General features: G+C 66.9%; 17 protein-coding genes. 11 read left to right on the top strand and 6 right to left on the bottom strand.

Annotated features, from left to right (window positions below):
- Positions 1 to 3 precede the first annotated feature (3 nt).
- The 6 genes from HGK27_RS15895 to HGK27_RS15870 are packed head-to-tail and all read left to right on the top strand — an operon-like array spanning position 4 to position 6,522.
- On the top strand, positions 4 to 387 hold the full coding sequence (locus HGK27_RS15895) for a chemotaxis protein CheW (RefSeq protein ID WP_206241795.1): 384 nt from the start codon (positions 4 to 6) through the stop codon (positions 385 to 387).
- Complete coding sequence (locus HGK27_RS15890) at positions 384 to 1,610, top strand: CheR family methyltransferase (RefSeq protein WP_206241794.1); 1,227 nt, start codon at positions 384 to 386, stop codon at positions 1,608 to 1,610. Before HGK27_RS15895 ends, HGK27_RS15890 begins: the two co-directional genes overlap by 4 nt.
- Positions 1,610 to 2,254, top strand: a complete 645-nt coding sequence (locus HGK27_RS15885) for a chemotaxis protein CheW (protein WP_206241793.1) — start codon at positions 1,610 to 1,612, stop codon at positions 2,252 to 2,254. The genes HGK27_RS15890 and HGK27_RS15885 overlap by 1 nt, the downstream gene beginning before the upstream one ends.
- Positions 2,242 to 4,470 carry a hybrid sensor histidine kinase/response regulator gene (locus HGK27_RS15880; protein WP_241127222.1) on the top strand — a complete coding sequence of 743 codons (2,229 nt, stop codon included), beginning with the start codon at positions 2,242 to 2,244 and terminating at the stop codon, positions 4,468 to 4,470. The genes HGK27_RS15885 and HGK27_RS15880 overlap by 13 nt, the downstream gene beginning before the upstream one ends.
- 10 nt (positions 4,471 to 4,480) lie before the next feature.
- The gene (gene cheB / locus HGK27_RS15875; RefSeq protein ID WP_206241792.1) at positions 4,481 to 5,506 is read left to right on the top strand and encodes a chemotaxis response regulator protein-glutamate methylesterase; all 1,026 of its coding nucleotides are present in this window, start codon (positions 4,481 to 4,483) and stop codon (positions 5,504 to 5,506) included.
- On the top strand, positions 5,503 to 6,522 hold the full coding sequence (locus HGK27_RS15870; RefSeq protein WP_274617169.1) for a diguanylate cyclase domain-containing protein: 1,020 nt from the start codon (positions 5,503 to 5,505) through the stop codon (positions 6,520 to 6,522). The genes cheB and HGK27_RS15870 overlap by 4 nt, the downstream gene beginning before the upstream one ends.
- 30 nt (positions 6,523 to 6,552) lie before the next feature.
- On the opposite strand, the gene HGK27_RS15865 is transcribed toward HGK27_RS15870, so the two are convergent.
- From HGK27_RS15865 to HGK27_RS15840, 6 genes are read right to left on the bottom strand one after another with little or no spacing between them, the layout of a single operon-like run.
- Entirely contained in the window at positions 6,553 to 7,614 is a 1,062-nt protein-coding gene (locus tag HGK27_RS15865; protein ID WP_241127220.1) for a glycosyl hydrolase family 8, read from the bottom strand.
- A complete protein-coding gene (bcsD, locus tag HGK27_RS15860) occupies positions 7,607 to 8,131 on the bottom strand; it encodes a cellulose biosynthesis protein BcsD (protein ID WP_206241790.1) in 525 nt (174 codons plus the stop codon). Before bcsD ends, HGK27_RS15865 begins: the two co-directional genes overlap by 8 nt.
- Positions 8,128 to 11,727: a cellulose biosynthesis protein BcsC gene (locus HGK27_RS15855; RefSeq protein ID WP_241127218.1), complete on the bottom strand. Its 3,600-nt coding sequence runs from the start codon at positions 11,725 to 11,727 to the stop codon at positions 8,128 to 8,130. The genes bcsD and HGK27_RS15855 overlap by 4 nt, the downstream gene beginning before the upstream one ends.
- Positions 11,724 to 16,286, bottom strand: coding sequence for a UDP-forming cellulose synthase catalytic subunit (gene bcsA / locus HGK27_RS15850; protein WP_206241788.1), 4,563 nt, complete (start codon positions 16,284 to 16,286; stop codon positions 11,724 to 11,726). The genes HGK27_RS15855 and bcsA overlap by 4 nt, the downstream gene beginning before the upstream one ends.
- Positions 16,283 to 16,996: a cellulose synthase operon protein YhjQ/BcsQ gene (locus tag HGK27_RS15845; protein WP_206241787.1), complete on the bottom strand. Its 714-nt coding sequence runs from the start codon at positions 16,994 to 16,996 to the stop codon at positions 16,283 to 16,285. Before HGK27_RS15845 ends, bcsA begins: the two co-directional genes overlap by 4 nt.
- Positions 16,996 to 17,364, bottom strand: a complete 369-nt coding sequence (locus HGK27_RS15840) for a hypothetical protein (protein ID WP_206241785.1) — start codon at positions 17,362 to 17,364, stop codon at positions 16,996 to 16,998. Before HGK27_RS15840 ends, HGK27_RS15845 begins: the two co-directional genes overlap by 1 nt.
- Before the next feature lie 243 nt (positions 17,365 to 17,607).
- Here HGK27_RS15840 and HGK27_RS15835 point away from each other — a divergent pair, with 243 nt between their 5' ends.
- From HGK27_RS15835 to HGK27_RS15815, 5 genes are all read left to right on the top strand, one after another.
- Complete coding sequence (locus tag HGK27_RS15835) at positions 17,608 to 18,567, top strand: DUF808 domain-containing protein (RefSeq protein ID WP_206241784.1); 960 nt, start codon at positions 17,608 to 17,610, stop codon at positions 18,565 to 18,567.
- Entirely contained in the window at positions 18,564 to 19,745 is a 1,182-nt protein-coding gene (locus tag HGK27_RS15830; protein ID WP_206241783.1) for a low temperature requirement protein A, read from the top strand. The genes HGK27_RS15835 and HGK27_RS15830 overlap by 4 nt, the downstream gene beginning before the upstream one ends.
- Positions 19,746 to 19,855: 110 nt before the next feature.
- Entirely contained in the window at positions 19,856 to 20,647 is a 792-nt protein-coding gene (gene otsB / locus HGK27_RS15825; protein WP_206241782.1) for a trehalose-phosphatase, read from the top strand.
- Positions 20,644 to 22,452: a glycoside hydrolase family 15 protein gene (locus HGK27_RS15820; RefSeq protein WP_206241780.1), complete on the top strand. Its 1,809-nt coding sequence runs from the start codon at positions 20,644 to 20,646 to the stop codon at positions 22,450 to 22,452. The genes otsB and HGK27_RS15820 overlap by 4 nt, the downstream gene beginning before the upstream one ends.
- Complete coding sequence (locus HGK27_RS15815) at positions 22,449 to 23,876, top strand: alpha,alpha-trehalose-phosphate synthase (UDP-forming) (RefSeq protein WP_206241778.1); 1,428 nt, start codon at positions 22,449 to 22,451, stop codon at positions 23,874 to 23,876. Before HGK27_RS15820 ends, HGK27_RS15815 begins: the two co-directional genes overlap by 4 nt.
- The last annotated feature ends 8 nt before the right edge of the window (positions 23,877 to 23,884 follow it).

Below are 23,884 nucleotides of genomic sequence, written 5' to 3'. Positions count from 1 at the left end.
GCGATGCTCTTCCTCCAGTTCCGCCTTGGACAGGATCTGTGCGCGCTGGCGGCGGAGCATATTGTCGAGATCGTGCCGCTGGTCGATATCGAGCAGCCGCGTCAGGGGGCGCCCGGTTTTGACTATCGCGGGCGTTTTATCCCTGTGCTCGATCTGGCCCTGCGTGAAACCGGCCAGCCGGCGCGGCGGCGGATGAGCACGCGCATCGTGGTGATCCGCTCGCCCTGGAGCGATACAGATGATGCGCTGCTGGGCCTGATCGCCGAGGGCGCCAGCACCATGCTGCGCTTCGAGCCCGCCGATTTCGCACCCTTCGCCCAAGGCCCCGACGGGCCGGTCCAGCGCGTGGAGCCGCGCGATCTGGTGCCGCAGGAGGCGCGGGCATGATCCAGCCGCGTTTCGCCGATCTGCTGGACCGGGTGATGGGGCTGGATGCCGCGCTGATCGGCGTCTCGGCGGTGGATCGCGCGGTGGCGGCGCGCATCCGCGCCTGCGACCTGCCCGATGAGGAGGCCTATTGGGCCCTGCTGCAACAGGCCCCCGGCGAGGTGCAGGCGCTGATCGAAACCGTCGTCATCCCCGAAACATGGTTTTTCCGCGATTCCGCCGCCTTTGACGCCATGGTGAAGCTGTGCGCGCCGCGTCTGGCCGATGGTTCGCCGCCCCTGCGCATTCTCAGCCTGCCCAGCTCGACGGGGGAGGAGCCCTATTCCATCGCCATGGCCTTGCTGGAGGCCGGGTGGCCCGCCGGGCGCTTCCATATCGACGGGGTGGACATCAGCAACCGGGCGCTCACGCTGGCGCGGCGCGGTATCTATGGGCGCAATGCTTTCCGGTCGCCCGATCTGGGCTTTCGCGACCGCCATTTCGAGCCTGTCGAACGCGAATGGCGCCTGAAGGATGCGGTGCGCGGCTGTGTGCATTTCGCGCAGGGCAATATGCTCGATCCCGGATTTCTGGCGGGGGCGGCGCCCTATGATGTGATCTTCTGCCGCAATCTGCTGATCTATTTCGATGCCGCCACGCAAGGCCGCGCGGTGGCGGTGCTGCGGCGTTTGCTGGCGCCCAAAGGCCTGCTGCTGGCGGGCCATTCGGAATCGGGGGTGGTGTCGGCGCATGGCTTTGCCTCGGCGCAGATTTCCATGGCCTTTGCGTTCCGCCGGGCCGAGGCGCCAGAGCCTGCCAAGGCGGCGCCCAAACCTGCCCCGGCAGCGCTTGCAAAGCCGCTGAAGCGCGCGCCCGTATCGCGCCCTGCTGCGCCGCGCCCTGCGGTCAAAATCAGCCAGCCTGCACCCCCACCGGCGCCCGGTCTGGAGAGCCTGTGGACCCTGCTCGACAGCGGTCGGCTGGAAGAGGCCGAGCGTGCCTGCCAGACCCATATCCGTACCCATGGCGCCAGCGCCGATGCGCTGATGATTCAGGGCCTGATCGCCGATGCGCGCGGTGATGCTGCCGGGGCCGCCGCCGCCTATCGCAAGGTGCTGTACCTTGATCCCGACCATGGCGAGGCCATCGGCCATCTGGCGCTGCTGCTGCGCAAACAGGGCGATCACGCCCGCGCCGATCTGCTGACCCGCCGCCTCACCCGCCAGACCGGGAAGGTCAGCTGATGACAGAGGCTGCTCTTGCTATCGACGCCTGCTGGAAAAGCATCGGCGTTCAGGGCGACCAGTCCTGCCGGGAGCTGGCGGCCCTGTCGCATTGCCGCAATTGCCCGGTGTTTTCGCGCCAGGCCGCGCGCCTGCTCGACCGGGAAACGCCGGACGACACGCCGCTTCCCGCCATCCCCGCTGCCGCCGCCGAACCTGCTGAACGCGGCCAGTCGGTAACGATTTTCCGGCTGGGCGCCGAATGGTTCGCCCTGCCCACGCTGGTGCTGGATGAGATCGTGCCCGCGCGTGCCGTCCATTCGCTGCCGCATCGCCGCGATCCCGGTTTGCTGGGGCTGGTCAATGTGCGCGGCGAGCTGGTGGTCTGCGTCTCGATCGCCCGCGCCGTGCTGGGTGAGGGGGGCATCGCCTCCACGCAGGGAAGGATCATCGTCGCGCGCCATGAGAGCGGGCGCTTTGCCTTCCCGGTCGATGAGGTGGCGCAGACGCTGCATCATGCCCCCGGTGCGGTGCTGCCGCTGCCCGCCACGCTGGCCCATTCGACCGCCAGCCTGACAAAAGGCCTGCTGCTCTGGCGCGAGCATCGCGTGGGGCTGCTCGATGCCGAGGCGCTGTTTGCCGCGCTGAACCGGTGTCTGATCTGATGGGCGCGCCCGATCTCAGCAGCTTTTCGATGCGCGACCTCTTCCGCATGGAGGCCGATGGGCTGACGCAATCGCTCACCGCCACGCTGCTGGAGCTGGAACGCGCGCCCGCCCGCCCCGATCTGCTGGAAGAATGCATGCGCGCGGCCCATTCGCTGAAAGGCGCGGCGCGGATCGTCGATCTGCATGCGGCGGTGACGGTGGCCCATGCCATGGAGGACCTCTTCGTGGCGGCCCAGCGCGGCGAGACCGTGCTGGACCGGATGCGGATCGACCGGCTGCTGGGCGGGGTGGATCTGCTCTCGGCCCTGTCCCGCGCGCCGGATCAGGAAAGCGAGGCGGAACGCGCGGCATGGCAAAGCGACGCCGACCGTTTCGCAGCGGAGCTGAATGCCCCGGTTGACGCAGGGACTGTGATCGCCGCCCCTGCCGTGCCCGTTCCCACGCCGACGGAAGACCCGCTCGACCGTTCGCTGCGGGTCAGCGCGGAAAACCTCAACCGCATGCTCGATCTGGCGGGCGAGACGCTGGTCGAAACCCACCAGCTGCGCCCCTTCGAGCAATCCCTCCTGCGCCTCAAACGCATGCAGCGCGAGGCTTCGGTCTCGCTCGATGCGCTGGAGGCCGCGCTGCCGCTCGATCAGCTCGATGACCGCGCCCGCACCGCGCTCTCCAGACTGCGCGATCAGCTTTCCGCCTGCCGCCAGCATCTGGGTGACCGGCTCGGCCATCTGGAAAGCCGCAACCATCGCAGCAGCGATCTGGCGCATCGCCTCTATCATCAGGCGCTGATGGTGCGGATGCGCCCCTTCGCCGATGGGCTGGGCGGCTTCCCCCGCATGGTGCGGGACATCGCGCATGAGCTGGGCAAGCAGGTGAGGCTGGAGATCAGCGGCGAGCGCACCCAGGTCGACCGCGACATCCTCGAAAGGCTGGAGGCGCCGCTCGGCCATCTGCTGCGCAATGCGCTGGATCACGGGCTGGAAAGCCCCGAGGAACGGCTGATGGCCGGCAAGCTGCCTGAGGGCGTCATCCGCCTGTCCGCCGGTCATCACGCCGGGGCGCTTCAGGTGGTGGTGGAGGATGACGGGCGCGGCATCGATCTGGCAAAGCTGCGCGCCACGGTGATCGCGCGGGGCCTTTCGCCGGAGGATACGGCGGCCAGACTCAGCGAAAGCGAATTGCTGGAATTCCTGTTCCTGCCCGGCTTCACCATGAAGGAGGGTGTCACCCAGATCTCCGGGCGCGGCGTGGGGCTGGATGTGGTGCAGGAGATGATCCGGCAGGTGCGCGGTCTGGTGCGCATCACCGCGCGGCCCGGCGAAGGTACCCGCTTCAAGCTGGAACTGCCGCTGACGCTCTCGGTGGTGCGCTCCCTGCTGGTGAGCATCGGGGGCGAGCCCTATGCCTTCCCCTTCGCCCATATCGCGCGGGCGCTGAAACTGCCGCTGGCTCAGGTCAAGGTGATGGAGGGGCGGCAGTATATCGAGCTTGAGGGGCAGGCGGTCGGGCTGGTCGCGGCGCATCAGGTGCTGGGCTGCGCGCCCGCGCCGGTGGAAGAGGCCGGGCAGGATCTGAGCGTCGTGCTGCTGGGCGGCGCCGGCGGCCTTTACGGCGTGGTGGTGGACCGCTTTGTCGGCGGGGCGGAGCTGGTGGTGCGTCCGCTCGATCCGCGGCTGGGCAAGATCAAGGATATCGGCGCGGCGGCGCTGACCGAGGATGGCGAACCGCTGCTGATCGTGGATGTGGACGATATGATCCGCTCGCTGGAAAAGCTGTCCGCCTCGGACCGGCTGGGCACGGTGGGTGGGCAGGCTCCGGCTCAGGGCGGCAGCCAGCGCAAGCGCGTGCTGGTGGTGGATGACAGCTTCACCGTGCGCGAGCTGGAGCGCAAATTGCTCGATCATCATGGCTATCATGTGGAGGTCGCGGTCGATGGCATGGATGGCTGGAATGCGCTGCGCGGCGGGCAGTTCGATCTGGTGATCAGCGATATCGACATGCCGCGCATGGACGGCATCGAACTGGTGCGCCGCATCCGCGCCGATGCCGCGCTGCATGCCATGCCGGTGATGATCCTGAGCTACAAGGACCGTGAGGAAGACCGCCAGCGCGGGCTTGAGGTGGGGGCGGATTACTATCTCACCAAGGGCAGCTTCCAGAACAATGCAATGATCGATGCGGTGGTCGATCTGATCGGGGAGGCGGTTTCGTGAGGATCGCGCCATGAGAATCGCAATCGTCAATGATCTGCCCATGGCGGTGGAGGCGATGCGCCGGGCCCTGTCCGCCTCGCCGCATCAGATCGTCTGGACGGCGGGCGATGGCGCGGAAGCGGTGGACCTGTGCGCCCGCGACCGGCCCGACCTCATCCTGATGGACCTCACCATGCCCCGCATGAACGGGGTGGAGGCCACGCGCCGCATCATGGCGCAAAACCCCTGCGCGATCCTGATCGTCACCGCCGGGGTGGAGGACAATGCCGCCCATGTCTTCGCCGCCATGGGGCAGGGGGCCATCGATGCGGTGGACACGCCCTTGCTGGATGCGGGCGGTAAAGGGGAGGGCGCCAGGGCCCTGCTCGCCAAGATCGACACCATTGCCCGGCTGGTGGAAGAGGGGGAGGCACCGCGCGTCCTTCCCGCTTCGCGCGGCGCTGCGGCCGGGGGCTTGCTGGCCATCGGCGCCTCGGCGGGGGGGCCTGCGGCTCTGGCCGCCGTGCTGGGACGGTTGCCGCGCGATTTTCCGGCCGCCACGGTGATCGTCCAGCATGTCGATGCCCGTTTCGCCCAGGGGCTGGCCGAGTGGCTGGACCAGCATTGTGCCCTGCCGGTGCGCCTCGCCGCCGAGGGTGACAGTCTGCGGCCCGGCACGGTGCTGGTGGCGGGCACCGACGACCATCTGGTGTTCAAGAGCCGAGACCGGCTGGGCTACACCAGCCAGCCGGCCGATCACACCTATCGCCCCTCCATCGATGTCTTCTTTGCCAGCGCCGGGCGCTGGTGGAACGGAACGCTGGTTGCTGCGCTTCTGACGGGGATGGGGGCCGATGGCGCCCGGGGCCTCAAGGATTTGCGCGCTATGGGCCATCACACCATCGCTCAGGATCAGGCGAGCAGCGCGGTCTATGGCATGCCCAAGGCTGCCGCCGCGCTGGGCGCTGCTACACAGATCTTACCTCTGGAGAGGATCGCGCCGCGGCTTATAGAGTTGCTGTCGGCCGGGCGCGGTCATCAAGGATTTCATGCATGAACACTCTGGCCCGCACCGAGCCTTCGATGGTCAACCCTCATGATGTCGCGCCGCGTTCGGTGATGGTGCTGCTGGTCGACGATCAGATCGTGATCGGCGAGGCGGTGCGCCGCGCCCTGCTGGGCGAGCCGGGGATCGAGTTCCATTATTGCTCCAGCCCGGTCGAGGCGGTGGAGATCGCCCGCAAGGTGGCGCCCACGGTGATTCTGCAGGATCTGGTGATGCCTCAGGTCAACGGGCTCGATCTGGTGCGGGCCTATCGCGCCGATCCGGTGACGCGGGGCATTCCGATCATCGTGCTCTCCACCAAGGAAGAGGCCACGATCAAGAGCGATGCCTTTATGGCCGGGGCCAATGACTATCTGGTCAAGCTGCCTGACAGGATCGAGCTGATCGCGCGCATCCGCTATCATTCGGCGGCCTATCTCTCGCAGATCCAGCGTGATGAGGCCTATCGCGCCCTGCGCAAGAGCCAGCAGGAGCTGATGGAGGCCAATTTCGCGCTGCAGCGCCTGACCAATGTCGATGGGCTGACGGGCCTGTCCAACCGCCGCTATTTCGAGGATTATCTCGAAACCGAATGGCGGCAGGCGGCGCGCATGAAGGAGCCGCTCTCGCTGCTGATGATCGATATCGACCATTTCAAGCAGTATAACGACACCTATGGCCATCTTTCGGGCGATGAGGTGCTGCGCAAGGTGGCGCGCGCCGTGCAGGAGACCTTCCGCCGCCCGCGCGATCTGACGGTGCGGCTGGGCGGCGAGGAATTTGTCGTCGTGCTGCCCGCCACCCCGCCCGAAGGGCTGGCCATGCTGGCCCAGCGCGCGGTGGAGGCGGTGCGGGCGCTGGATGAGCCGCATAAATCCTCACCCGTGGCCGATCATGTGACGATCAGCGTGGGCGCGGCCTGCTGCGTTCCCGACAAGGATGGTGAGCCGCTCGGGCTGGTCGAGGTGGCGGACAAGGCCCTCTATGAGGCCAAGCACAAGGGTCGCGACCGGATCGCCTTGGGGTAAGGGGGCGGGGCTTTTGGCCCCGCCCATCCGTCACTTCAGATCGCGGGCCAGCAGCTGCAGCACGCAGCCGTAATAGTCCTGAGCCAGCGCCTCGCGGCCCAGCGGCTGGTCCAGCAGGCGCTGCATCACATTGCGCGCGCCGGGCGAGAGGGCATAGGGCGCCTGCTCGCCGGTGGTGACATCAACCCAGGCCGGAACCTGTCCGGATGCCAGCTTCGCCCGCCAGAAATCGGCAATCGGCGCCGCCAGAGAGGCGCGATGCCCCGCCACGGCATAGAGCGGAATGCGCACCGCATCGAAGCCGAAGCGCGGGGGCTTGTCAGGCGCGGGGGCGGGCTTGCCGTCCGGCCCGACCACGATCCAGTCGGTCGGCAGGGCGGAGGGGCCGAAGCGGGCGGCGCGCAGCACGGCCTCGGCGCTTTCGATCACCGGGCCCCATGTGCTTTCGCCATCATATTGTGCAAAGGCATCCAGCGCGGGCCAGACGAAATAGGAGGGGTTGAGCGTGACAGACTGGCCCTGATCGAACCCCATCAGCCCGGGCAGCAGCAGATGCTGGCCAAAGCGGTCCACCACCAGACGGTTGCGGATCGCGGCGCGGATCTGGGCCGAGCGCGTCTCCCATGCCGCCACGCCCCATTGCCGCGCGGCGCGGGCCATGGCCCAGGCGATCATCAGATCGCCATCGGTGGCATTGTTGGGGTCTGACACCGGATTGGGCTGGCGCGGATCGTAACGCCATGAAAACAGGGCGACATCCTGACGGGCCAGATTGCTCTGGGTCCAGTTGAACATCGCCTCGAAGGCGGGGCGGTCGCCGTTCTGCACGGCCAGCACCATGCCATAGCCCTGACCCTCGGAATGGCTGATACCGCCATTGCCATTGTCCACGATCCGGCCCGAAGCATCGAGATAGATCTGGCGGAAAGCGCTCCACATCGGGTCGGCCTCCGCCGTTTCCTCGCTTTTGCGCGCCACAGCCTTGCCTTCCCCCTCGCGTGAGCAGCCCACGGCCAGAGCGGCGGCGGCGGCCACCAGCATACGGCGGCGGTCGAACAGGAAAGACTCCGGCTTCATACCCATCTCAGCCATCGGCCAGAGCGCCATGGCGGATCTCGATCCTGTCGGCGCTCTGAGCGGTGACGCGGGTCACCAGCGCCTCGGGGCTGCCCAGCGAGCGCAACCAGCCATCATAGGCCCCTTCCAGCAGGGCGGGCAGGGCCGTGCCCCAATGGTTGACTTTGTCGCCCTCGATGGCGGGGGGGAAGCCCATCTGGCGGATCACCACGCCCTGCACCTCCAGAGTGATGTCGGCATGGCCCAGCCCCAGCTGCTCCCACACGGCATTGGCGGCGCGCTGCAACTCGCGCAGATCCTGCATATGCGGGATGGGGTGATGCGCGGCCAGACGCTTGCCCACGGCGCGATAGAAGCCCTGTGCCTGCGCGGGCAGCGCCGCATCGAAGACCTCGCTCATCACCAGCGTGGCGAGCAAAGCGCGGCCATAGGCGGAAGGATCGGGCGCTTTGACGGGCGGGGCGATGGATTGAGAGGCAGCAGCTTCTTCCATGGCCAGATCCTCCCCGGTGGTTTGATAGGCAAGCCTCATTTGCTGCTCCCCAATGTCTGGCGAAGGCCCAGCGTGGCGCGCACTTCGTCATAGGTGCCGAAACTGTTGTAGCTGATCTCGCCGCCGATCCGCGTGGCGGGGCTGACGGCGTAGTAAAGCGATCCCTGCGCCGACATGCCGAAGCTGGTCTTGCTCAGGCTGTCGTAGTAATTGCGCACATCGCTGTCCTGCGCCTTGAGCGTGTTGAGCGTGCCCTGAAGCGCATCATCGGTGGGATAGAGGTTGGTCTGGTTCTGCGAGAAGGTCTGGAAGCCGGGGGTCACGCCCGCCTTGGCCGTCAGTCTGTTCTTCTCATAGGTGTAGTTGATGGGGAAGCCGATCGCCAGGAAGCTCTGCGGGCTGAAATAGCCGCCCGAGCCCCAGGTGAACTCATTCTGATTGTTGCCATAGGCCTGATAATTGACGTTGATGCCGGCGCTCAAATTCGAATGCTCGGTGTGCCAGGCGCGCAGATAGCCGCCGACATTGACCTCGACATTGTGATTGTCGCGCACATTGTCGCCGCGATAGACGTTGTAGCTGACATCGCCGTAAGCGCCATTGCCGTCGCGGTCATAGGAATAGCCCGCGCCGCCGCCCATGCGCATCACCTGACCCCAGCGCTGGCCCGTCACGGGATCGCGGGTGCCGGCGTAGGAGAGGACGCTGTCGGTGACGGCTTCACGCTTGAACCACAGGCGGGCGCTGGAATCATCGGACAGCTTGGGGGTGACTTCGGCGCGCCAGACGGCTTTGGTCTCGCCCATGCCGATGGGGGTGGTGCCGCCCTCGATCTGGACCAGCTTGTCGGCATAGCCCGCGCTGACCGCCACGCCCGAGGCGCGCTGCGTTTCCGCATTCACCAACTGCGAGGCGACCTTGTTGACGATGGCCTGCGCCTCGATGGTGGCATTGGTGCCGAAGCGCGCCAGTGAGGAGCCGGTGGGGCGGCCGGCGTCGATCACCACCTCTTCGGCGCGGGCGAAGACCCGGCCCCGGCCCAGCCCGGTGGAGAGCTTGGCCTCGGCCTTGATCTCGTCGAGCTGCGACAGGCCGGTTTCACCAGCGCGCGAGCGGAAGGAGGTGTTGACCTCGGCGCGGGGGCCCTTGTCCTCGGCGAGGCCTGCGATGTCCTTCTCGATGCCCGCCAGCACGGGATCGGAGGAGACGTTCTGGGGCATCCCATCGGGCGCAACCTGCGGCCCGACCGGCGTGCCGCCCCAGCCATTGCTGACATTGCCGCCGGGCTGGGAAGCATCGCCGTAAACGGGCGCGGCGCCGAAGGCCGGGACGGGCAGGGCGGCGGCGCCTTGCGATTGTGGATAAGAGGCCGGTTGCACATAGGCCGCCGCTTGCTGCTGCGCCTGCTGGCCATAGGCGGGGGTCTGGGCATAATTGCCCGGCGCCTGATAGGCCTGCGGGGTGGGCTGATAGCTCTGATAGGCAGGCGCGGTGTAGGCAGGCTGGGCAGGGGTGCTCAACCGCGTGCCGTTGCCCAGTGCAAAGGGGTTGGGCGTGGCCGGAGCCGCCTGTGCCTGAGGCTGGTTGCGGAAGGGATTGCCCCCGCCCGCCTGATTGTCCGCCTGAGCGATCCCGCTCGGCGCGAAGGGCGAGGCTGCGAAAGGATTGCTTCCCTCCGCACCCACACCTGTGCCGCGCGTGTAGAGATCGCGCGCCTGCTTGAAATAGCGCGTGGCGTTTCCGGCATTGCCGCGCGCCTGCTCGGTGCGGGCGGCGGCGAGATAGGTCTCGTAATGGTCGCCATAGAGGCTGAGCAAATCGCGCTCGGCCTGCTGGCTCAGGGTCTTGTCGCCCGCCGCCTGCGCGGTTTCCATCAGGCCCGAAAGCGCATCGCGGTTGCGCGGATCGCGCGTCAGGATGATCTGAAAGGTTTGGGCCGCGCGGGCGTTCATCCTCCCCGACTGATAGAGCCGAGCGAGCGATCCCAGCAGGTCCATATTGTCCGGCGCTCCGGCATAGGCGGCCTGAAGCACATCGAAGGCCTGCGCATATTGCCCGGCATTGCGCAGGCGATCCGCCTGAATCGCGGCGGCGCTGGCCCCCATGCGGCCCAAAGCACGCTGACCATCGGGCGAACCTGCCGCCAGCTGCGAGGCGCGGGCCATGGCGGTGCGGGCCAGATCGTCGCGACCGGTGCGCGCGGCGATGCGCATGATCGCCTCATATCCGGCCAGCTCGGTCACCTGACCGTTCAGCGCCTGCTGGGCCATGTTGGCGGCGCCAGCAGAATCGCCCAAATCGTTCAGCGCATCGGCGATGGCGGCCTGCTTGGTGGGGGCTACGCCCTGCGTGGTGCCAAGCTGGCGCAGAGCCGCGATGGCCTCGCTGCGCTGGCCTTGGGCGGCAATCGCCTTGGCGCGGGTGACGGCATTGTCCACCTTCAGCCCGATGGCAAAGCTGCGCACCGGGGCGGAGCGTTCCTCGGCGGGAATGCGATCGATCAGCCCCTGCGCTACTGCGCCGCGCCCGGCATCGGCATTGAGCATGGCGGCAGCATAAAGCGCATCGGGATCGGTCGAGGCCGAGAGCGAGGAGATCAGCGAATCCGCCTCGGGAGCCCGTCCGCGCGCCTGCATGAAACGGGCAAATTCATAGCGAATCCATGGATCGCTGGGGTCGAGCATCAGGCCCTGCTGAAAGGCTTGTTCCGCGCCCAGATCGTCGCCCCGCGCGGCATCGGCCAGAGCGGTGCCGCGCAAAGCCCGGCTCTGCAAACGGGCGTTGCCCGCTGCGCCCGCGCTGCTGCCCTGCCCGGCCTGCCGGTACATATCGGCGGCATCGGCATAGCGGCCCTGCTTTTCATAGATGTTCGCCAGCAGCTCCATGGCGCTGCCGTTCTGGCTGTAGCCGGAGCGGATCAGCGCCTCGGTGGCGCGCTGGGCGCTGTCAAGCTGGCCGCGCGTGACCATTGCCTGCGCATCCTGAAGATCGGCGAAATAGCGGGCCGAGGACAGGGCCTCGGTCCATTTGGCGGCATCGCCCAGCGAGCCTGCCTGAGCCAGCGCATCGCGCGCCTCGCCAAAGCGACCGCGCTTGAGATAGACCAGACCCATGCCGCCCAGCGCATCGGCATCGCGGCTGTTGCGCGAAAGGGCGAACTGGAACTGGCGCTGCGCCGTGTCCAGATCATTGTCCCGCAAGGCGTTGTAGCCCAGCACGCGGGCCTGCCCGGCAGCATCGGCGGCGACGCGCACAGTCGGCTGGCGTTCGGCCTTTTCGGCGCGTTCAGGCTTGGCGACGCGGGCTGCCACGCGCGGCTGAGCGGGCTTGGCCACAGGGCGCGGCGCGGCGGGGGCCGGAGCAGGCGCGGCAGCAGGCGCCGCGGCAGCCACCGGGCCGCCCGCCAGCGCGGATCGGGCCATGGCATTGCCCGGCTCCATCTCCAGCACGCGGTGCCAGGCCTGAGTCGCCAGATCGTGGCGGCCCTTGCCTTCCCAGTAACGCGCCTGATCCTGCAGCGCCTTCACGCCTGCGGCATCGGCATGGGCCTCCCCGGCGGCCAGCGCCGGGGCCGCCATGGCCAGCCCGGTGGCGATCAGCGACCGGTTCAACGACAGGCCCGCACGCTCGGTCACTTGCTCTCTCCCTTATCGAGCGCCTTGAGGCGGCGCTGGGCCTGTTTGCTGAAGATCACATAGGCGGGGCCGGCCAGCAGCAGGGCGATCAGCACGCCGCTCAGGGCCATCAGCAGGGGGCGCTGGCTGAACCACCAGGCCATCTTCATCCACAGCGAGAGATCGCCCACCCAATAGCGCGGGCCGACCGCAAAGCTGGTCATGCCGTCGCCGGTGGTCACGGCCAGATCGCCCTGAATCTCGGCGTTGATCTTCTCGTCGCTCATGGAATCGACCAGCTGGGGCAGGGTGGCCGGGTCATCGGCCACCAGCGCCACCACGCTGCGCCCGGCGGTGACGGGGCTCTCGAAGCCCAGAATGCCGCTGAAGCCCTTGGTGGCATAGACGACGCTTTCCACATCATCCTTGCGGCTGCCGCCTGAAGCGCCCAGCAGCGCCTCGACATATTGCAGCGGCGAACGCTCGGTGACGTGCAGCTGGCCGTTCTCGGTGCGGACGGGGGCATTGGCGAAGATGGGATTGGCGGCCAGCGCCGCGCTGCCGATCACCAGCACGTCATGCTCGGCAAGGCTGTCGGCATCGGCGCCCAGCATCACCGAGACGCCGGTGGCCGCAACGCCCGTGGCATCGCCCAGACGGCCCATCATGTTGAGGAATGCGGCGATCGCGGCCTCGGAGGGATGCTGGTCCATCACCACCACCGTTTCCGACAGGTCGGGGCGGACGGTGAAGGGGTAACCGGCCCCGGCAAAGCTGGCCAGATCGGGCATCAGCAAGCCGTGAGAAGCATGCGTCAGATCGATGGTGCTGTTCGGATCGATGCCGGTGCGCACATTGTCGGGCAAGGTGCCGCTGCACTTCTTCTTGTCGGCGATGATGAGATTGTAGTCGAAGACCAGCTCGTTCTGGCCGAAGAGGTTGTAGCGCGGCAGGCCAACGTCGCCGCGCGCATCGGCGCTGGCGGCACCATTGCCCCACCACAGGCGCTGCCACCAGTGCATGCCTGTGAGCGGCAGGGTCTTCAGAAACTGGCCGTTGATCGAGACATCGAGGCGCGAGGCTTCATGGTCCAGCCATTTGGCATCGGGATAGCGATAGCCAAGGCTGAGCGAACCGCCCGCGCGCGGCCAGAAGAACAGATCGGGCGCCAGACGGAAGCGCGCCGAAAGCGGCCCGGGCGGCAGGCCCATGCCCTGCATGGCATAGGGGGCCATGATTTCGCCCAGCTTGACCGGGCGGTCGGTGGTCAGCCAGCGCGGGGCGCCATAGCGCGGGTAGGAGGGGATGCGGGCATTGTCGAAGTTCATGCTGGCGCCGCCGGGCACGCCTCTGGCGCTGGCGAGGGCGGCGGCGGCAAGGCGCAGCTCGGCATCGTTGCGGCCGGTGATCACCAGCAGCTTGGCGGAAGGATCGGCGGGGTTGGCCATCATCGTGGCCGAGGCGCCATTGATGGGCATGGACAGCCCCAGCGCCGGGCCCTTCAGAAAGACCACGGCATTGCCGGTGGGCAGATGACCGATCACCGGCTGGAAGGCGAAACCGCGATAGGAGGCAAGACCACCCATCCATGAGGCGATGCTGGCAGCTGCTTCCAACTCGCCATGGCCGGGGGCGCTGGCGAAGACGAAGGGCAGATGCAGCGCGCCATTGTCATAGCGGTCGAAGAAGGGGCCGGGCAGCTGGGCCAGATCGGGCGCCTTGGCCACCGAGGAGACCGTCAGGTCGAAGCTCGACTGGATGTTGCTGATGTTGGCCCAGAGCGAGGAATGGAACGGGTCCTCGCAATCGCGGGCGTAATGGGCGACAAGGCGCAGGTTGAGCTGGTTGTCACCCGGCAGGAACAGGGCGGTGTTGACCGGGATGGTCAGCGTCTGGCCGCCGGAATCGCCAGGGCGCAGCGGGATGGTCTGCACCACCTCGCCATTGAGCAGCACGACCAGCTGCGAGAGATCGCCCAGCAGAGCCGGGCTCCAGGCGGCGCGCAGGGTGATGGTGGCATTGGTGACCACATCGCTGCGGCGGATGCCGAAGGGGATGCCGATCTCGCCATGGGTGCCGGCCAGACGGATCGGCTGCTTGATGCGCAGATCCTTGAAGGAGAGATGCTCATGGCGCGTGCCGCTGGTGCCCGAGGTGACCAGCACCGGGGCGCTGCCCGTGGCGGGCGCGGCAACATCGGTGCCCGAAACAGCGGCGACGGCAGCGATCTGCTGGGCGGCGGACTGGGCCTGCGCCACCTGAGCCTGTGCGTCACGCGGCGAGGCGATCAGCGCCATACCGGCCAGTGCCAGAGCGCAGGCCGCAGCCCGCATGCCCTGACCAACAGCGCGGGCACTCAGGCCGGGGCGGGGGGTGGCGCGCGCGGCTGGCTGGCTGGCGGGCGCGGCCTCGGCAGCAGGCAGGGCCACGGGCAGGGCGGTTTCCGCCGCCGCCTTGGCGGCAGCGAGGCTGGCCGCGCGCTGCGCCTTCATGCGCTTGCGCTCGGCAAAGTTCAGGCCAAGAAGGCGCTTGAGGGTCATCAGATCCACCACGATAATGTCGTTGAGCGAGCGCAGCTCACCCACTTGCGGGGGCGGGCCATCGGCCTGCCAGGCGTCGGCGCGGCCCATCACCGCGCGCACCAGCTTGCGCCCCATATCCATGTCGAGCGGGTGGAAGCGCAGGAAGGCATGGCCGCGCGCGGCGCGCAGCATGTCGACCGGCAGCACCAGCCGCTCGCTGTCCATATCGAGGCCGATATGGGTGAGTTCGGGGTCTTTCACCGGCATGTCGGCGGGCAGTTTCACGGCGGCGCCGCCCATCGAGATGTCACGCGTGACGCCGGTCAGCACATGGCCGGATTTGAGGTAGAGGGTGACGGGCAGCTCGGCATAGATGCGGATGTCCTGCCTTGCCTGACGCGTCTCGCGCGCCACGGACACCGCCGCCGTCAGGATCACCAGCGAGAAGCCCGCCCATGCCGTGTTCAGCACCAGCGTGTCGATCTGGATGTTAAAGGTGGAGGAGAAGAACAGCCACTTGATCCAGCCCAGCGACACCGCGCCCGCCAGCAGCGCCATCGTCACCAGATGCGGTTTCACGATGCGCCAGTCGAAGAAGGTCTGGTCGAGCAGGTCGCCCTTGTCCGTCACGTTGAACTTGCCCTTGCGGGGCTGGAACCAGGTCATCACCGTGGGCTTCACGAGGTGGAAGGCCAGGATCGTCTCATAGACCTCGCCCCAGAACGGGCGGCGCCAGCCGCCCTGCGTGCGCCCCGCCGCCGCCTGCGAACAGACCAGATGCGGCATGGAGAAAGCGAAGATCAGCGAGGCCGAGGCATGGATGATGTTCTGCCCGAAGATCAGATAGGCCAGCGGGCTGGTGAGGAAGACGATGCGCGGCAGCGGAAACTGGAAGTGCATCATCGCATTGAGGTAGCAAAGCCGCTGCGACAGGCTGAGGCCCTTGCCCCACAGCGGGCAGTCGATGCGCAGGATCTGCGTCATGCCGCGCGCCCAGCGGATGCGCTGGCCGACATGCAAAACCAGGCGCTCGGTGGCCAGACCTGCCGAAAGGCGCGCCTCAATATAGGCGGTGTTCCAGCCCATGCGCTGCAGCTTGAGCGCGGTATGGGCGTCCTCGGTGACGGTCTCGCCCGCAAAGCCGTTGGTGATTTCCAGCGCCTCGCGGCGGATGATCGCGCAGCTGCCGCAGAAGAAGGCGGCGTTCCACAGATCATTGCCGCCTTGCACGGGGCCATAGAACAGGTCGCCCTCGCCGGGCATGTCTTTCAGCGTGCCGAGGTTGCGCTGCACCGGATCGGGCGAGTACATATGATGCGGCGTCTGCATCAGCGCCAGCTTGGGGTCCTTGGCGAACCAGCCGACCGAAAGCTGCAGGAAGGCGCGGGTGGGCACATGGTCGCAGTCGAAGATGGCGATCAGCTCGCCATCGGTCTTCTTCATCGCCGCGTTCATATTGCCCGCCTTGGCGTGCAGATTGTTGTCCCGCGTGATGTAGCCGCAGCCGACCTTGCGCGCGAAAGCCTTGAATTCCGGGCGCTTGCCATCGTCCAAGATGTAGACGTTGAAGCGGTCCGCCGGGTAATCCATGTCCATCGCGGCATAGACCGTGTTGCGCACGATCGAGAGGCTCTCATTGTAGGTGGGGATGAACACATCCACCGTGGGCCAGGTGGAGGGATCGCCCTCGGGCTCGATCACGGGCCGGTCGAGCGGCCAGCTGGTCTGCACGAAGCCCAGCACCAGAATGAGCCACGCATAGGCCTCGGCCAGATAGAGGCCGGTGCCCAGCAGGCCCTCCAGCGGGGCGCCGAAGGTCAGCGTCTGGGTGGTGCGCCAGACCATGTAGCGCGTGGAGACGATGATCGAGAGCAGGCCGATCGCCAGCGTGCCCTTGCGGCCCTTCCAGCGCGACATGGCCCAGACGCCGACAATGGTGGCCCCCGCAAACTGCCATTGCGCCAGCGCATCGAGCGGCACGGAGATCACCAGCGCGGCGATGACGGCCAGAATGCCCCATGCGGCCCATTGACCAAAGCGAAGGAGATGCTGGATCACGCCGCTTCTTCCTCATCGCTGGTCTGGCCGCAGACCTCGGCCACGGTGCGGGCCAGCGCGCGCATATCGGCCAGAGCGACGCTGGCCGTGGCATAGCGCGGCAGCATCTGCGCCATGGCGGTGGCCTCATTGGCGCATTCATCCTCATGGATGGCGCCCACCAGCTTGCTGCCCAGCAGCTCGCGCAGGAAAGTATGCGCGTTGCGGGCGAAGCGGCGGGTCTCGTCCAGGCGGCTGATGACGAAAGCGGTGTAGTCCAGATCGATCAGCGGCGTGCCCGAACCGACCTGAGTCAGCGTGGCCAGACCCAGCGCTGTCGGGGTGATCGGCACCACGGTCAGCGCGGCCTGAGGCAGCAGCAGATCGCGCAGCGCCAGATCATCGGCGGACACATCGGCGATGGTGAAACCATCATTGGCGAGCGGCAGCTCACCCTCGGCCAGCGCGCGGGCGAAATCCGCCGCCTTCGAGACGCGATGGCCCTGACGCAGCGACACGCCCGCGATGGTCAGCCCCTGATCGGAGGGCAGATCCAGATCGGGCAGCTGCTGGGCTGGTGTCAGGCCGAAATAGAGCTTCAGACTGTCCTGACGGGTGAAGTCGATGGCGGTGGTGGCGTGGCCCGCCTCGGCCAGCGCCATGGCCAGATGCGCGGCGACAAAGCTGGTGCCCGATCCGCCCTTGGGTGAATGGCAAAGGATGAAAGGCATCAGCGCGCGCCCCCGTCATGCTGCTGCGCATCGAGCTGCTGGGCGAGGCGTTGCAGCAGCGCATGCACATCGCTGGGCGCTTCCTCGGCCTGAGCGCCGCCATAGCGGGCGAACAGCGCCGTCAGATCGGTGCTGCTGATGGCGGGAGCGGCGGGGAGCTGCTCGGCCTTGGGCGGCTGGCTGGTCTGGGGCTGGGCGGCGGCCAGTTCGGCATCGGTATGCGGCGCGGCATCCAGAATGCGCGGATCGCGGATCAGCGTTTCGAACAGCGGCCACAGCTCCATATCGGTGAAGCGCTCGGCAAAGTCCTGATAATGGAAATCGCGTTTGCCCAGCCGTTCGAGCAGATTGGCCACATCCGTGCGCATCGGAATTATCCTTAAGTGTTCGCGCTTAGGCATGGCCTGCAATGGTTAATATTTGCTCTTTTTCGGCCCAAATGCGGATGGGGCCCTTAAATTCGCTGGCGCAGCGCCGTCCGCGGGGCGTCTCGGCGCAAGATTCGTGCGGATTTGGTCCCCTCTAAAGCCCATAGTGACGGTTGGCGGCGGCTTGATCTCCCGCCTGCGAATCGGCATGCCTTGGCTTCATTGCTGGGGAATTTCCGTTTTATGTCCGTGGGTCTGCTCGCCTTGCTTGACGATGTGGCGACGATTGCGCGCGGCGCCGCCGCCTCGCTCGACGATATCGGGGCGGGCGTGGCGCAGGCGGGCGCCAAGGCGGCGGGCGTGGTGATCGACGATGCGGCGGTAACGCCCGCCTATGTCAACGCCTTCACGCCGGACCGCGAATTGCCGGTGATCGCGCGGATTGCGCGGGGCAGCCTCATTAACAAATTGGTGATTTTGCTGCCGCTGGCGCTGGTGCTTTCGGCGCTGCTGCCCGGGGCGATCACCCCGCTGCTGATGCTGGGCGGCCTGTATCTGAGCTATGAGGGCGCCGAAAAGCTGGTCGAAGCGCTGGGCGGCCAACATGAGGCCGAGGACGACGCCCCGATCACCGATGCCGCCGCCTTTGAACGGCAGCGCATCTCGGGCGCGGTGCGCACCGATCTGATTCTCTCTGCCGAGATCATGGCCATTGCGCTGGCCGAAGTCACTGCCGAGCCGCTGCTTGAGCGGGCCATCGTGCTGGCACTGGTGGGTGTGGGGATGACCGCGCTGGTCTATGGCACGGTGGGGCTGATCGTGAAGCTGGATGATATCGGTCTGCATCTGGTGCGCAAAGGCGAACAGGGGGGTGGCGCGGGGATGAAGGCGCTGGGCCGCTCTCTGGTGACGGGGACGCCGGTGATGCTCGATGTGCTGGCCAGGATCGGTACGGCGGCGATGCTCTGGGTGGGCGGCGGCATTCTGCTGCATGGCTCGGCAGTGCTGGGCTGGCCGCTGCTGGCCGACTGGCAGCATGAGGCGTCGCACCATGTGGAAGCGGCGCTGGCGGGCTTTCCGGGGGCGGCTCTGGGCTGGCTGGTCTCGGCGGCGCTGGCCGGGGTGGCCGGTCTGATCGCGGGATTTGTGGTGGTGGGCGCGACTCATGGCCTGCCCAAGCTGCTGAAGGGAGGTCGCGCATGAAGGGCCAGCATCAACCCCTGTTGCGTCGTCGCGACGGCAAGCACGCCCGCGTCACCAATGAAGAGCTGTTCTTCGATCTGGTCTATGCCTTTGCCGTCACCCAGCTGTCGCATCTGCTGCTGCACCGGCTGGGTTGGCTCGGCGCGGTGGATACGCTGATCCTGTGGTTCGCCATGTGGCTGGGCTGGCAATATGTCTGCTGGATCACCAACTGGTTTGACCCCGAAACACCAAGGGTGCGGGGCCTGCTCTTCGCGGTGATGCCGCTGACTCTGGTGATCGCCGCTGCTTTGCCCGAGGCCTTTGGCGAAAGGGGCCTGATCTTCGCGCTGGCCTATGCCGCCATGCAGGTGGGCTGTGCGGGCTGGAGCCTGTGGGATCTGCGCGGTGGTCATCCCTTGCGGATGAACTATCTGCGCATTTTCTGCTGGATGGTGATCGCCGCCGCTTTCTGGATCGCGGGCGGTCTGGCCGAGCCCATGGCCCGGCGCGCGCTGTGGCTGGGCGGGGTGGCCTGCATCTATATCTCGCCGATGATCGGTTTCCGGCTGCCGGGGCTGGGCCGCTCACAGACTGAGGACTGGACCATCGACGGCGCCCATCTGGCCGAGCGCTGCCAGTGCTTCGTGATCGTCGCGCTGGGTGAGGCGGTGCTGGCCACCGGCGGCGGTTTTGCGGAAAGCCAGCAGTGGTCTTGGGGGCTGGTGGCGGCGCTGGCCGTTACCTTTATCACCACGCTGACGCTGTGGTGGCTCTATTTCGGCACCTCCAGCCGGGCGGCCAATGCCAAGATCGAACATGCGCAAGACCCCGGCGCGATCGGGGCGCAGTTCCATTATGTCCATGCCCTGTTGGTGGGCGGCATTGTGGCGGCGGCGGTGGGCCATGATCTGGTGATCGAGGCCCCGCTGGGGCATACCGAATGGCGCGACCTGCTGGCGCTGGGGGCCGGGCCGGGGCTCTATCTGCTGGGCAGCACGCTCTACAAAAGGGTGGTCTATGGGCATTGGCCGCTCTCGCATCTGATCGCCATGGCGGTGCTGGTGCTGGCCCTGCCGCTGGGGCATGAGCAGCCCCGGCTGGCGGTGGAGGCGGCACTGGCCGCGGTGCTGCTGGGGGCGGCGCTGCGCGAGTATGTGGTGCGGCGCGAAAAACATGAAAAGCCAGCACATCAATAGCTTGTGAGGCGCGGCGGGAGCCCCGTTCTGCAAGGCGAAGCGTGTGAATAAGCCGTTCATCCACCGGCAAGGCAGGGAACCGAAGGCGCTTGTAAAACGTTCGCCAAGGGATGACGGATTTTGCTCCATCGCCCGAAGAGGGCTCGACCGCCTGCCTTGATCTGCAGCCTCCCCCGCCACAGCTGCTGGAAAATGCCAGCCTTTTCCTCGATTTCGACGGCACGCTCGTCGATCTGGCGGAGCGGCCCGACGCGGTGCATGTCTCCGCCCGGCTGCATGATCTGCTGGATACGCTGGCCCGGCGCCTTGATGGGCGGCTGGCGATCGTCAGTGGGCGTGGCGCCAGCGATGTGGCCGAGCAATTGGGCCAGCCCTCCTGCCTGATCGTCGGCAGCCATGGCGCCGAATTCCGCGATGCTTCGGGTCGGATCGCCGCCCCGCCCCGCTCGGCGGCGCTGGAAGAGGCGGTGCTGGCGGTTCAGGCCTTCGCGCGTGATTATCAGGGCGAGGGGGGCCAACAGGGCCTGCTGGTGGAGGACAAGCCGCAGGGCGTGGCGCTCCATTACCGCATGGCGCCCGAGCTTCAGGACGCCGCCGACGGTTTTGCCACCGATCTGGCGCGTCGTCTGGGCCTCTATCTCCAGACCGGCAAGATGATGGTGGAGCTGCGCATGGGGGGGGCGGACAAGGGCATCGCGCTCAACCGGCTGATGGGCCAGACCGCCATGCGCGGCACCAAGCCGGTGTTTCTGGGCGATGACGACACCGATGAAACCGCCTTCCGCGCCGCCCGCGCGCTGGGCGGGGCGGGCATTCTCGTGGGGCCGATGCGGCAGACCGCTGCCCTGTGGCGCCTGCCCGATGTGGCGGCGGTTCATCATTGGCTGGAGGATGCGGCATGAGCAAGAACACCAGCGATCTGGACCTGTGGGTGATCGGCAATTGCCATGTCAGCGCGCTGGTGGACCGCGCCGGGCGCATGGTCTGGGGCTGCGTGCCGCGCGTCGATGGCGATCCGCTGTTTTCCGCGCTGATCGGCGGGGAAGACCCGGTCAGCGATGCGGATGGCCACGGCTTCTGGTCGGTGGAGCTGGAGGATGTGGCCGAAACCACGCAATCCTATCTCACCAACACGCCGGTGCTGGTGACGCGACAGAGCGACGGCGCGGGCAATGCCATCGAGATCCTCGATTTCTGCCCCTATTTCCGCCGCCATGGCCGCACCTATCGCCCGGTGGCCTTTGCCCGCATCGTGAGGCCCGTCTCGGGCAATCCGCGCATCCGCATGCGGTTGCGCCCCACGCGCAACTGGGGCCATCCGGCGCGCGGCGTGGTGGGCGGCACCAACCATATCCGCTATCCCACCGAGGCGATGGTGATGCGCCTGACCACCACTGCGCCGGTCGGCTATATTCATGAGGAGCGGCTGTTCCGCCTTGAAGGGACGATGCATTTCTTCCTCGGCCCCGACGAGAGCTTCTCGGCGGATATGAGTTCGACGCTCGACGAGATGCTGAAGAACACGGCGGATGAATGGCGCGAATGGGTGCGCGGTCTGGCCATTCCGCTGGAGTGGCAGGGGCCGGTGATCCGCTCGGCCATCACGCTGAAACTGTGCCAGCATGAGGAAAGCGGGGCGATCGTCGCCGCGCTGACCACCTCGATCCCCGAGCATAAGGGGTCGCAGCGCAATTGGGATTACCGTTATTGCTGGATTCGCGACGCCTATTACACGGTGCAGGCGCTGAACCGGCTGGGCGCGCTCGATGTGCTGGAAGGCTATCTGGTCTATCTGCGCAACATCGTGGATTCGGCGCGGGGCGGGCATATCCAGCCGCTCTATGGCGTGCTGGGCGAGGCCACCTTGCATGAGCGCGAGGAAGAACGCCTGACCGGCTATCGCGGCATGGGTCCAGTGCGCGTGGGCAATCTGGCCTATGAGCAGATCCAGCACGATGCCTACGGCCAGATCGTGCTTTCGAACACGCAGGCCTTTTTCGATGAGCGCCTGTTCCGCAAGGCCGGGATCGATGATTTCCAGTCGCTGGAACGGGTGGGCGAGCGCGCATGGCACCATTACGACCAGCCCGATGCAGGCCTGTGGGAGCTGCGCACGCGGCAATCGGTCCACACCTATTCCGCCGCCATGTGCTGGGCCGCCTGCGACCGCCTCGCCAATGCCGCCCATGTGCTGGGGCTGGAGGAACGTTCGCGCCTCTGGCAGGAGCGGGCCGACACCATCCGCGCCCGCATCGAGAGCGCGGCCTGGCGCCCGGATACGCATCGTCTGTCGGCCACTTTCTCGGGCGACGATCTGGATGCCAGCGTGCTGCAGCTGCTCGAACTGCGCTTTCTGGCCCCCGACGATCCGCGTTTTCTCGATACGCTGGCGGCGGTGGAGGAAGGCTTGCGGCGCGGCTCGCATATGCTGCGCTATGCCACGGAGGATGATTTCGGCCTGCCGCAGACCGCCTTCAACGTCTGCACCTTCTGGCTGATCGAGGCGCTCTATTACACCGGGCGCGAGACCGAAGCGCGCGCCCTCTTCGAGGAAATGCTCTCCCGCCGCACCGCTGCGGGTCTGCTCTCCGAAGACATCGACCCTGTCACCGGCGAGCTGTGGGGCAATTACCCCCAGACCTATTCGCTGGTCGGCATCATCAACTGCGCTGTTTTGCTCAGCAAACCCTGGAGTTCCATCCGTTGAGTCGTCTGATCGTCATCTCCAACCGTGTCAGTGCCGGCGGAGGCGCCGCTGGCGGCCTTGCCGTGGCGCTGATGGCTGCGCTGCGCGAAAATGGCGGCATCTGGTTCGGCTGGTCCGGTGGTCGCACCGACCAGTTCACCGGCCATATCAACTTCCATATCGAGGACGATGTGCGCACCGCCACCATCGATCTGGAAGATCAGGACATCGAGGAATATTACAACGGCTACGCCAACCGCACCCTGTGGCCGCTGTTCCATTACCGCATCGATCTGGCCGAATATGAGCGCAGCTTCGCCGGTGGCTATCGCCGGGTGAATGAGCGTTTTGCCGAAACCGTGCTGCCGCTGATCGAGGCTGAGGATTCGGTCTGGGTGCAGGATTACCATATGCTGCCGCTGGGCGCCGATCTGCGCGAGCGGGGCGTGACCAACCGCATCGGCTTTTTCCTGCATATCCCCTGGCCGCCGCGCAAGCTGCTGATGACCCTGCCCGAGGCGCGCGAGATGGTGGAGATGCTCTTCGCCTATGATCTGATGGGCTTCCACACGCAGGAATGGCTAGACAGCTTCTGCGATTTCGTGCGCGAGGAGCTGGGCGGCACGATCAGCGATGATGGCACCACCGCCACGCTGGGCGACCGCACGCTGAAACTCATCGCCTGCCCGGTGGGGATCGATGCGCGCGAATTCGCCGATCTGGCCGCCAGCGGCACGGCGCGCACCACCTTCCGTCGCGTGAAGGACAGCGCCGTGGGCCGTGCCCTGATGGTGGGCGTGGATCGCCTCGACTATTCCAAGGGGCTGGAGGAGCGCTTCCTCGGCTACGAACGCTTCCTCACCGAACACCCCGAGGAGCGCAAGGAGGTGGTGCTGCTGCAGATCGCGCCGCCGTCACGCGGGGCGGTGGAGAGCTATCAGCGCATCCGCACCACGCTGGAAGGTCTGGCGGGCCGCATCAACGGCGCTTACGCCGGGCTGGACTGGGTGCCGATCCGCTATGTGAATCAGGCCTATGCGCGCGATATGCTGGCAGGCGTCTATCGCGCCAGCCGCATCGGGCTGGTGACCCCGCTGATGGATGGCATGAATCTGGTCGCCAAGGAGTATATCGCCGCGCAGGACCCTGCCGATCCGGGCGTGCTGATCCTCTCGCGCTTTGCCGGGGCGGCCTCGCAGATGAAGGAGGCGATCCTCGTCAACCCGCACAGCGCCGAGGAACTGTCCGACGCCATGCTTCAGGCGCTGGTGATGCCGCTGGAGGAGCGCAAGCGCCGCTGGACCATCATGATGGAGGATGTGCAGAAGCGCGATGTGATGTGGTGGCTTAATGAGTTCACGACCGCGCTGGATGCCTGCGGCAGGGATGAGCCTTCGCCCAAGGTTGTCGCTCTGCCCACCAAGGGGGCGGTGAAAACCTCCTGATGCTTTGA

The sequence above is a fragment of the Novosphingobium terrae genome (genome assembly GCF_017163935.1).
GTDB lineage: Bacteria > Pseudomonadota > Alphaproteobacteria > Sphingomonadales > Sphingomonadaceae > Novosphingobium > Novosphingobium terrae.
This window is presented reverse-complemented; position numbering and strand designations above follow the sequence as displayed.